Source organism: Pseudomonas sp. ME-P-057, from assembly GCF_030208975.1.
GTDB lineage: Bacteria > Pseudomonadota > Gammaproteobacteria > Pseudomonadales > Pseudomonadaceae > Aquipseudomonas > Aquipseudomonas lutea.
This window is the reverse complement of the sequence record NZ_JARVSX010000009.1, coordinates 23,152-34,797: the sequence shown is the minus strand read 5'-3', so window position 1 is coordinate 34,797 and position 11,646 is coordinate 23,152. Positions and strand designations below refer to the sequence as shown.

Genomic DNA, 11,646 nt, shown 5'->3' with positions numbered 1-11,646 from the left:
TACTTTTGGTTGGTCCGGCTCCCGGCTTTTTAAAAGTAACTCGCCGAAGGCGAAATGCTCTGCCGTTAGGCAGAGCCGCTCTTGATCTTCGGATTACCAGCGAAACGCAACCGTACCCATCACCGTCCGCTCTTCGCCCCAATAACACCGACCCGCGTTATTGCAGCCGCTCACAAACTCCTTGTCGAACAGGTTCTTCGCGTTCACATCCACCGACCAATGTTTGTCGATGTCATACCCCACCAACGCGTCCACCAGCGTCACATCGCCCGTCTTCAACTTCCCGTACAGACTCGGCGCCGTATACGCGAACGTATTGTCGAAATAACGCACCCCGCCGCCTACGTGGAAACCGCTCAACGGACCGTCGAGGAAGCGATACGTCGCCCACGTGCTCGCCTGATTGCGCGGCACACCCGTCAACTGATGATCCTTGAACAACGACCCCGCCGTGTCCTTGGTCACGCGCGCATCGGTGTACGTATAAGAAGCCGTCCAACTGAGGTTCTTCGTCACATCACTGTTCACCTCAAGCTCAACGCCCTTCGACTCGGTCTTGCCGACCTGGCGGCTGAAACCGGTGCTGTCCGGCACCACATCGTCGGTTTTGGTGAGATTGAACACCGCCGCGCTGAAGGTCGTGTTCCAGCCCTTGGGCTCATACTTCAGGCCCATCTCGTACTGCTCGCTCTTGATCGGATCGAACAGCCCCCCGGTCGGGGTCGACGATTGCTGCGCCGGGGTAAACGCCGTGGAATAACTGACGTATGGCGACAAGCCGTTGTCGAACTGATACATCAGCCCGGTTTGCCAGCTGAACTCGTTGTCCCATCCGTCCAGATCGGTACCGGCCACGGCGGCGCTGCCTGCACGCCGAGCGCTGGCGCGGTTACGGTATTCACTGTGAACCCAGTCCTGACGCCCGCCGGCCAGGAAAATCCAGTTGTCGTACTTGCTTTGCAGTTGCGCGTAGGTGCCGTACATGTGCTGATCGAGTTGCGAGTTCTGCACGTACTGCGTGGTGTTCGGCGTCACCGGCGAAAATACCGGATTGAAGACGTTGTAGGTCCCGCCAAGCCCGGCATCCCAGTCCTGATTGAACGAGGTGCGATCGTAGCTCGCGCCCAGCAGTACGGTGTTCTCCAGCGCCCCGGAGGTGAAGTTGCCTTCGAACTGGTTGTCCACCGAATAGGTGATCGACTTGTTGTCGCGGTCGTAGGCCGTGCTGCTCAGCGTGGTGCCGAAACCGCGGTTGTTCAGGTTGTTTGGCCAGGTCTCGTGACGGTCCAGACGCGACTGCATGTAGCGCGAGTTCTGGCGGAACTGCCACGTGTCGTTGAGCTGGTGCTTGAACTCGTACCCCAGGGTCCAGGTTTCGCGCTCGAAGTCATCCCAGTTCGGGTTGCCGTTGAACTGATCCTTGCCGATCTTGCCGTTGGGATTGTTCAACAGCGTGCCCGCCGCCGGATAGCCGAGCAGCAGTTTGGTGCGGTCGCGCTGGTAGGAGGAAAGCAGTGTCAGCGCGGTGTCTTCGTCGAAGTTGAAGGTCATCGACGGCGCGATGTAGATACGGTCGTCCGGCACCGAGTCGACCTGGGTGTCGGCGTTGCGACCGAGCATGACGACGCGGCCCAGAATACGGTTGTCGTCGGTCAGCGGGCCGGACACGTCGAGGGACAGCTGTCGGCGGTTGTTGCTGCCGTAACTGAATTTCGCTTCGCCCTGCGCAGTTTCGGTAGGCCGTTTGCTGACCAGGTTGACCAGCCCGCCTGGCGCGTTTTCGCCGTACAGGATCGAGCTCGGGCCACGGAACACTTCGGTGCGCTCCAGGCCATAGGGTTCGGTGGTGGTGTCGTAACGATTGCCCTGCAGACGCAAGCCGTCCTTGAGCAGGCCATAGCCATAATCGGTGGCGTTGTAGCCGCGAATGAAGAACAGATCACCGGCCAGGGCGTCGCCGACCGCAAACGGCGGTGCGAAGATGCCGGGGACGTAACCGAGGATGTCGGTCAGGGTTTGCGAGCCCTGATCCTGGATGCGCTGGCGAGTCACCACCGACACCGAGCGTGGGGTTTCCGACAGTGGCGTGCTGGTCTTGGTGCCAGCGGTGCTGTTTTTCACTTGATAGCCCACGGTTTCCTGCCCTTCGGGCGCTTCACCGGTGACCATCGAATTCTGCAGTTCGATGGTGGCGCCCTGTGCGTTGGCCGGCGCTTCTGCGGCCCAGGCCGAGCCGTGGCAGGCGACTGTTGCGACCAGCGCTGCCAAGGCGTTCACCTTGAAAAGACCCTTATTGTTGCTCGCCATCCGAACTCCCCCTCCCTTGAATTTACACGGGGCCACGCCCCAAAGTTTGACTGCATGTGTCAAAAAAGCGTGAAAATGTAACAAAGAACGGTTCTCATTACCATTATTATTCTTGGCTTTTGGCGAATGGCCATCCCTGGCCTCGCTGTTGTATCGCGGGCGTTACAGCGTGATCAGGGGTGCTGCACAGCAGCGTGAACGGCGGCGGCGAAGATGTCGGCGATTTGATCGATCTGCGCAGCCGTGACAATCAAGGGCGGCAGGAAGCGGATGACCGAGGAGTGACGCCCGCCCACTTCGATGATCAACCCGCGCTGCAGGCATTCGCGCTGCACCTTCGACGCCAGCGCGCCGCTATGGGGAAAGTGGCCCAGTGCGTCGGGACGGCCATCGAGGTCGACCATTTCCACCCCCAGCATCAGGCCCATGCCGCGCACATCGCCCATCTGCGGGCAGTCTCTCTGCAGCGAACGCAGGTGGCCGATCAGCCGCTCGCCCATGGCAGCAGCGTGCAGGTCCAGCTGCTGTTCGCGGACGATGCGCAATGTGGTGGAGCCGGCGACCATGGCTAACTGATTACCACGGAAGGTGCCGGCGTGGGAGCCCGGTTTCCACACGTCCAGCGACTTGTTGTAGACCACCACCGCCATCGGCTGACTGCCACCGATGGCCTTGGACAGCACCAGCACATCCGGCACGATGCCCGCGTGTTCAAAGGCAAACGGTTTGCCGGTGCGACCCACGCCGCACTGGATTTCGTCGAGAATCAGTGGCACGCCGGCGTCACGGGTGATGCGTCGGATTTCGCGCAGCCAGTGGGCTGACGTGGGCACGACACCGCCCTCCCCCTGCACGGTTTCCAGAATCATCCCCGCTGGCGGAAGCACACCGCTTTCCGGGTCGGTGAGCTGGTTCTCGATGTAGTGCAGACCGATGCGTTCGGCTGCTTCACCACCGACCCCGAACGGGCAGCGGTAGTCGTAGGGAAACGGCAAAAACTGCGCGCCACCGCCCATGCCGTCCAGATAGGTCTTTGGCGCGAGATTGCCCATCAGCGCCAGCGCGCCCTGGGTCATGCCGTGATAAGCGCCGTGGTACGCCATCAAATTGCTGCGTCCGGTGGCGGTGCGGACCAGTTTCAGCGCCGCTTCTACGGCATCGGTCCCGGCCGGGCCGCAGAACTGAATGCGCGCGTCTTTGGCAAATTCAGCCGGCAACAACGCGAACAACTCGTTGATGAAATCGTCCTTGGCTTCGGTCATCAGGTCCAGGGTGTGCAGCGGACGCTGGCCGTCGAGGGTGTCGCGCATCGCCTGAATCACTTCGGGGTGATTGTGCCCCAAGGCCAGCGTACCGGCCCCCGCCAGACAGTCGATGAACCAGCGCCCTTCGCTGTCCTGCACGTGAATGCCTTGAGCGCGCTTGAGTTCCAGGGGGATGCGCCGCGGATAGCTGCGTGCGTTGGATTCCACGGCCGCCTGGCGTTCCAGCCGCGCGGTCGGGGCGAACCGGTAATCGGCGTTGGCCAGCCCATGCTCGGGGCTGTTCGACAGTGACTCGCTGGCGCGCGCGGCGATCGGCGTCACGTTGTATTGGCTATGCATGTTCGTGCTCCTGGAAATCGTGTGAATGAGGGCGTTCGCTGACCTGCACGAGGGCCTCGGCAAGCTGGGTGATGAACTGCTGATCACGGACGATCGAAAGATGGTCGGCGTCGATCCAGGCGGAAACCTGCAAGCGAACGCCCATGCCCTGCTCCAGAAGAGCCGGTGCGTTATCGTTATTTTCCGGCGAGCGCTCGGCCCACCAGGCGTACACCGGCACGCTGAGGGCGTGGATCTTGTGGCACTGATTGGCCAGTTGGCGCATGTGCCGTTCGACGCCGAGCAACTGTTGCCAGTGGGCGTCGGCTTCCAGGCCCCCGTCATCAGCGTCGAGCGCCGAGGTTTCAGGAGCGAGGCTGTCCGGCATCGCGGGACGCGGCTGACCGGCGCCCGGCACGTAGCCGTCGATCAGGCCGACGAACGCCACGCGCTTGCCGAGACGGGTCAGCAAACGGGCCATCTCAAGCACCATCGTCCCGCCCATCGACCAGCCGATCAGTCGGTACGTGCCGGACGGCTGCTGTTCGAGCAGGGCCTTGACGTAGTCGCGGGCCATTTGTTCGATGGAGGAGTCACGCCACTCGCCGTCCAGTACCTGTCGGTTTTGCACGCCCCAAACGTCCCACTGCGCAGACAAACGGCGAGCCAGTGCGTAGTAACCGACCAGCGTGCCACTGACCGGGTGGACGCAGAACACCGCCGGTTTATCGCTGGCACCGCTGCTCAGGCGAAGCAACGGGTTCGGCGTGCCTTCGCGGCTGATGCCTTGACCACGGCTGCCCGCGTTGCCGACACCTTCGCCACTGGCAGCATGGCTTTGCGTCGTAGCTGGTTGTGCAGCAGGCAGGCTGTCCAGCAGCGCGATCAAGACCTGGTGATACGCCCCTTGCAGCCGCTCGATGGTCTGGCGCTGGTAACGCTGACCGCTGAAGCGGAACGTCAGCCCCAGCTGCCCGGCGAAGACCTGGCCGTTTATTTCCAGCTCGCGGTTGAGCGGCGTCGCAGGGTCTACCAGCGTGCCGGCCGAGACCTTCGAAGGGGTAAAGCGTCCATCCCCCAGGTCCTGATCGAACTGCCCCAGGTAGTTGAAGACCACCTTGGGCTCGGGCAGCGCGGCCAGGGCCTTGCGTGCCGAGTCGCTGCCCAGATAGCGCAACAGACCGAAGCCGACGCCCTTGTCCGGCAAGCCACGCAGGCTGTCACGCACGCCGACGAGGGTCTGGCGGATGTCGTTTGCAGCACGCACCCGCAACGGGAACAGGCTGGTGAACCAGCCCACGGTACGGCCGACGTCCAGACCGTCAACCAACGCTTCGCGGCCGTGACCTTCCAGCGCGATGAGGTTGTCATTCTGGCCAGTCCAGCCCTTCAGGGCGTCGGCCAGCACCGCCAGCAGGATTTCATCGGTACGCGCCCCCAGTGCCGCCGGGGCCTCACGCAACAGCCGACGGGTCAGCCCCGTGTCCAGCAGCAGTTCACACTGCGCAAGGTCCTGTTGCGGGGCGCGCCCTTCGGGGTGGTCGACAGGCCAGACCGACGCGACCGTACCGACCTGATCCAGCCAAAGCCCGACTTGCGCCTGCCGTTCGGCGCCCTGCGCAGCGTCGACCAGATGCCTGGCCCAGCGTTGGTAGCTGCTGGACTTCGGCCCGAGGTCCACCGCGTTGCCAGCCGCCAATTGCGTGTAAGCCCGGGCAAGGTCCTCCAGCAACACGCGCCACGACACGCCATCGACGACGAGGTGATGGGCAACCAGCAACAGCTTTTGCCCCTGCGGCGTGTGCGCCAGCACCACGCGCAACAGCGGACCGTCATGCAGATCAAGGCTGCGCTGGGCCTGTTCGCAGAGCGCGGTCATGGCGTGGTCGTCGGCGACGTCCCGCAGCCAGAGGCCGTCAGCGGCAGGTGTCTGGCGGTGCGTCTGCTGCCAGCGCCCGTCCTGGGCGTGGAAGCTCAAGTTCAGCGCGTCGTGGTGAGTCAGCAGCGCCTGCACGGCCTGGCGCATCAGTTCGCCTTCCAGCGGCCGCCGCACATCCAGCAGCAACGCCTGATTGAAGTGCGCGCGGTTGGCCATCGGCTGTTCAAAGAAGTGCGCCTGAATCGGCGTCAACGGCACGGGTCCGCTGGGCGTTTCCTCGGTCAACGGGATGGCGCTGGCGTCGATGGCGGTCAGGCGCAGGGCCAGGTCCATGAGCCGTGGATGACTGAACACGTCTTTGGGCAGCAGCTTGAGCCCGACCTGGCGCAGACGGGTGATCACGGCCAGTGACTGAATGGAGTCGCCGCCGAGCTCAAAGAAGCTGTCGCGTCGACCGGGTTGCTCCACCCCAAGCAATTGCTGCCAGACCTTCGCCAGCTGCACTTCGCGCTCGCCCTGGGGCGCTTCGAAAGCCTGCGTGCTCAGTTGCGGATCGGGCAGCGCGTTGCGATCGAGCTTACCGTTGGGCAACTGCGGCAAGCGTTCCATGACGATGATATGCGCGGGCACCATGTATTCCGGCAGCGTGGTTTTCAGCTGTTGCTTGAGGCTGTCCTCCGCAAGGCCGTAGCCGCCTACATATCCCAGCAAGACCTTGCCGCTCGCGCCGTCACGCACGATGACCAGTGCCTCGCGCACGCCGTCGCAGCCTTTCAACGCCGCTTCGATTTCACCGGCTTCGATGCGGAAACCCCGAATCTTGATTTGGTGATCGATTCGGCCGAGGTATTCCAGCAGCCCTTCGCTGTTGAGGCGCACGCGGTCGCCGCTGCGGTAGATGCGCTCGCCCGCCCGGAACGGGTGCGGCAGGAAGCGCTCGGCAGTGGCGCCCGGACGGTCCAGATAACCCCTTGCGACAGCGCCACCCAGGTACAACTCACCCGCGATGCCCTGCGGCAACGGGTTCAAATCCGCGTCCATCACGTAGCCTTGGCGATCACCCACCAGATCACCAATCGGCGCATAGGCGGTGGTGAAGTCAGCGGTTTCGGCCGACGCCAGCCACAGCGTCGGCGTGACCACCGTTTCCGTCGGGCCGTAACCGTTGATGATCCACAGCGGCTGCAGATTACGAATCACGTCATGCAGCATCTCGCGGCTGAAGGCTTCGCCGGCGAAGCAGTAGGTTTTCACCCCCGGCCCCTTGCCCTGCACGCCGGCCCAGTCCGACAACTGGCGCAGGTAGCTCGGCGGGAACGAGGCCACGGTGATGCCTTCACGGATCAAGGTGTCGTAGGTCTGCTCGACACTCCACAGTTCCTGATCGCGCAGCACCACGCGGGCGCCGTAACACAGCGGCATCATCCAGCCTTCGTGGGCGCCGTCGAAGCTGATCGACAGGAAATGAAATTTGCGGTCCTCGGGTGTGAAGCGGTAACGCTCGCCGATGGTCTGGATGTGCATCGAGATGTCGGCGTGGGCGATGGCCGCGCCCTTGGGCTTGCCGGTCGAACCCGAGGTGTAAATCAGGTAAGCCAGTTGCTGGGGGTGAATCACCACGTCGGGCGCCGTGACCGGTTCAGATGAACAATCCAGCGTGTCCAGATTGAGCAACGGCACGTCGCCCACCGGCACGCGATCCAGTGCCGCGTCGTGACTGATCAGCAGTTTCACGCCACCGTCTTCGAGCATGTAGCGCAGGCGCTCGGTCGGGTAGTCCGGGTCCATCGGAATGTAGGCGCCGCCGGATTTGAGCACGGCGAAGAATGCCACCCACAGGTCGATCCCCCGCTCCGTGGCAATCGCCACGCGCACTTCGGTGCCGATTCCGTGGGTGCGCAAGGCGTGGGCCAACTGATTGGCGCGGCGGTCAAACTCGGCGAAGGTCAGGCGCTGTTCGCCATGGACCAGCGCGATGGCTCGGGGACGAATGCGCGCCTGCTCGGCAATCAGCTCGTGAATCGGGCGGTTCACATACGGCGAGAACGGCGGCGTGTTCCATTGATCCAGAGCCGCCAGATCGCTTTCGCCGAGCAACGGCAGATCGCCGATGGCCGTCTGCGGGCGGGCGCAAATCCCTCGCAGCAGGGTGATCCATTGCTCATGCAGCCTCGCCACGGTAGCCGCGTCGAACAGGTCAGTCGCGTAGTCGAGGTAGCCGCTGATACGGCCGTCGCCGTGTTCGAAGGTCCCCAGGACCAGGTCGAATTGAGTGCCCTTGATGTCCCACTGGCGAGCCTCGCAGCGCAAGCCGTCGAACTGCAACAACGACATGTCCGGCTGCTGCTGGTGGTTGTAGCTGACCTGGAACAGCGGGTTGACGCTGAGGCTGCGCGCCGGTTGTAACGCTTCCACCAGTTGTTCGAACGGCAGGTCCTGATGGGCATGCGCACCGAGCAGGTTGTCTTTGACCTGGGCCAGCAAACCGGTAAACGGCTGCTCCCCGCTGACCTGCGCACGCAACACCAGGGTATTGACGAAGAAGCCGATCAGGCGCTGCGTCTGCACCTCGGCACGCCCGGCCACCGGCACACCAATGCGCAGATCGCGCTGGCCGCTGAGGCGATAGAGCAGCGTATCGAATGAGGCCAGAAACACCATGAACAGCGTGGCGTCGTGAGTCCGCGCCGTCTCTCGCACCGCCTCTGCCAAATCCTGAGGAAGGACGAACGCATGGCGCCCGCCTTTGCCGTCGCGTTCAGCGGGACGCGAACGGTCCGCCGGCAATTCCAGCACTGGCTGCTCATCACCCAGCGCCTCGCGCCACCAGTTCAACTGGCGCTCACGCTCTGCGCCGCTCAAGTGCTCGCGCTGCCAGGCGGCGTAGTCGGCGTACTGCACACTTATCTTCGCAAGCTGCAGCTGCGCCAGTTGCACGTCGCTGCCTTGGGCGAACCGGCGATACAGCGCGGCGAAGTCTTCGAGCATGACCTGCACCGACCAGCCGTCGGAGATGATGTGGTGCATGCACAGCAGCAGGCGCCACTCCTCTTCGTCGAGCCGCGCCACGGCCACACGCCACGGCGCGCGCTCGGCGTCCAGATCGAACGGCTGATTCATGAAGCCCTGCGCCAGCGCCTCGAACGCCTGCTGCGGATCAGCCTCGTTGCGCAAATCATGGCGCACGACAGGCACATGGCTGACCGGCAAAATCCGTTGCTGTGGCAGCGCATTTCCGCGCTGCGTCGCCGCCGGGCGGAAGCAGGTGCGCAGGGTTTCGTGACGGGCGGCCAGCGCATCGAAGGTCTGCTGCAGGGCATCGAGCATCAGCGCGCCGCGCAGCTCAAGCACGCACGGCAGGTTGTACGCGACGCTGTCCGGTTCCAGTTGCGCGAGGAACCACAGCCGCTGCTGGGCGAACGACTGCGGGGCGAATTCCCGGTCGATACGCGGACGCAGCGTCGGCATCGACGTGGCGACGGCCCGGGTACTCAGGTACCGCGCTAGATCCGCCAGCTGTGGCGCATCGAACAACGCACGCAGCGGCATCTCCAGTTGCAGGTCACGGCGAACCTGCGCCACCAGTTGGATGCCCAGCAACGAGTGCCCGCCGAGGGCAAAGAAATTGTCCTGACGGCCGACCTGGGGGACGCCGAGCAGGTCTTGCCAGAGCAACGCCAGTTGCGCTTCGACTCCAGGCAGCGGGGCTTCAAAAGCCCGCTGCTGAATGTGTGGGTCTGGCAAGGCCTTGCGGTCGAGCTTGCCGTTGGCCGACAGCGGCAGGCTGTCCAGGGTCACGAAATGCGCCGGCACCATGTAGTCCGGCAGGCGCTGTTTCAACTGCTCGCGCAGGTGTTCTTCGTCGAGTTCATCAGCGACGAGGTAGCCGACCAGCTGCATGCCGGTGGCCAGCTCGCGAGCGATCACCACGGCTTCACGGACGGCCGGGTGATCGAGCAGCGCTGATTCGATTTCGCCGATTTCAACGCGCAGCCCGCGCAACTTGATCTGGTGATCGAGACGGCCGAGGTATTCCACCACGCCGTCGGCACGCCAACGCGCCAGGTCGCCGGTGCGGTACAGGCGCTCGCCGCTGCCAAAGGGGCTGGCGACGAAACGCTCGGCAGTGAGACCGGGACGCAGGTGGTAGCCGCGCGCGAGGCCAGCGCCGCCGATGTACAGCTCACCCGGGACGCCGATGGGTTGCGGGTTGAGGCGGCTGTCGAGAATGTGAATCTGCAAATTGCTGATTGGGGCGCCAATGGGCACCGACGCGCCCGGCTCGTCGCGGCAGGTCCAGTGGGTGACGTCGATGGCCGCTTCGGTTGGGCCGTACAGATTAAACAGCCCGGCATTCGGCAGGCGCTGCAGGGTCTCGCGCGCCAGATCGGCGGGCAAGGCTTCGCCACTGCAGACGATGCGCTTGAGCGAGGCGCAGCCGCTGAGATCGTCCTGCGCCATGAAGGCAGCAAGCATCGACGGGACGAAATGCAGCGTGGTGATCTGTTGCTGTTCGATCAGGGCTTTCAACACCCGCGGATCGCGATGATCCCCCGGCTGAGCAACCACCAGACGTGCGCCCACCATCAGCGGCCAGAAGAACTCCCAGACCGAGACGTCGAAACTGAACGGCGTTTTTTGCAGCACCGCGTCGGAGCCATCAAGGCGGTAAGCCTCCTGCATCCACGCCAACCGGTTGAACAGCGCGGCGTGGGTGTTGCCGGCGCCTTTCGGTTTGCCGGTCGAGCCCGAGGTGTAAATCATGTAGGCCAGTTGCTCGGGGTGTAGCTCGACCTTCGGCGCGGTGAGCGGATAATCCGCCAGCGCCAGATGATCGAGATTGAGCACTCGCAGGCCTCCAACAGCCGGCAGATCGTGGATGACGGCATCGTGGCTCAGCAACAAGCCAACCCCGGCATCTTCCAGCATGTAGCGCAAACGATCGGCAGGGTATTCCGGATCAAGCGGCACGTAGGCAGCGCCAGCTTTGAGCACGCCATACAGCGCTACCACCATCTCAACAGAGCGCAACGCCGCAACGCCGACCAGCGATTCCCGGCCCACGCCCTGCTCTCGCAGGCGGTGGGCCAGTTGATTGGCCCGCTGGTCCAGCTCCCGATAACTCAGGACCTCATCGCCAAAGCGCAAAGCCTCCCGCTCGGGATGAAGCTGTGCCAGGCGCTCGAAATGACGGTGGACGAACGGCTCCGACTCAGCCCAGTTCCGCGCTGAGTCATTGACCGCTGCCAACTGCGCGCGATCTTCAGTGTCCAGCAGCTCGACGTCGCCAATCGCAACGTCCGGCGCTGCCAGCAATTGGGCCAGCAGCTGCTTAAAGCGCGCATGAAGGCGCTCGATGCTGGCGTGGTCGAACAGATCCGTGGCGTAAGTCCACGACCCGCCCAGCGTGCGGTCGGCGTCTTCATGTGTGTTAAGCGCCAGGTCGAACTGGCTGCTGCCGTCATTCAGCGGCAGCACCTCGGCGTCTAAACCGGGCAGACCGCCGAGCGCATCGAAGTCACGCTGCTGGTGGTCGTATGCCACCTGGAACAACGGGTTGTGACTCAGGCAGCGTTCGGGTTGCAGTGCCTCGACCAGTTGCTCGAATGGCAAGTCCTGATGGGCCTGGGCATCCAGCGAGCAGGCCGTGCTCTGCTCCAGTACCTGGCGGTAGCTGAGGCCGGGCGACAGGTTGGCGCGCAGCACTTGTGTGCTGACGAAGAAACCGATCAGCCCCTCGACTTCGAGCCGGGAGCGGCCGGCAATCGGCACGCCAACGCGCACATCGTTCTGCCCGCTCAGGCGGTGCAGCAACACCTGATACGCCGACAGCATCACCATGAACGGCGTGACGCCCTGCTCCCTGGCAAAGCCTCG

General features: G+C 63.8%; 3 protein-coding genes (1 of these 3 only partly in view). All 3 read right to left on the bottom strand.

The window, feature by feature from the left end:
* Positions 1-93: 93 nt before the first annotated feature.
* A complete protein-coding gene (locus tag QRN48_RS03695; protein ID WP_502944562.1) occupies positions 94-2,307 on the bottom strand; it encodes a TonB-dependent siderophore receptor in 2,214 nt (737 codons plus the stop codon).
* A 173-nt stretch (positions 2,308-2,480) separates the two neighbouring features.
* Positions 2,481-3,911: an aspartate aminotransferase family protein gene (locus tag QRN48_RS03690; RefSeq protein WP_285348979.1), complete on the bottom strand. Its 1,431-nt coding sequence runs from the start codon at positions 3,909-3,911 to the stop codon at positions 2,481-2,483.
* Positions 3,904-11,646 carry the final stretch of a non-ribosomal peptide synthase/polyketide synthase gene (locus QRN48_RS03685; RefSeq protein WP_285348977.1) on the bottom strand. Its footprint extends 8,520 nt past the window's final position, so 7,743 of the gene's 16,263 nt are visible here — the last part of the coding sequence; its start codon lies beyond the right edge, outside the window; it ends in the stop codon at positions 3,904-3,906. Before QRN48_RS03685 ends, QRN48_RS03690 begins: the two co-directional genes overlap by 8 nt.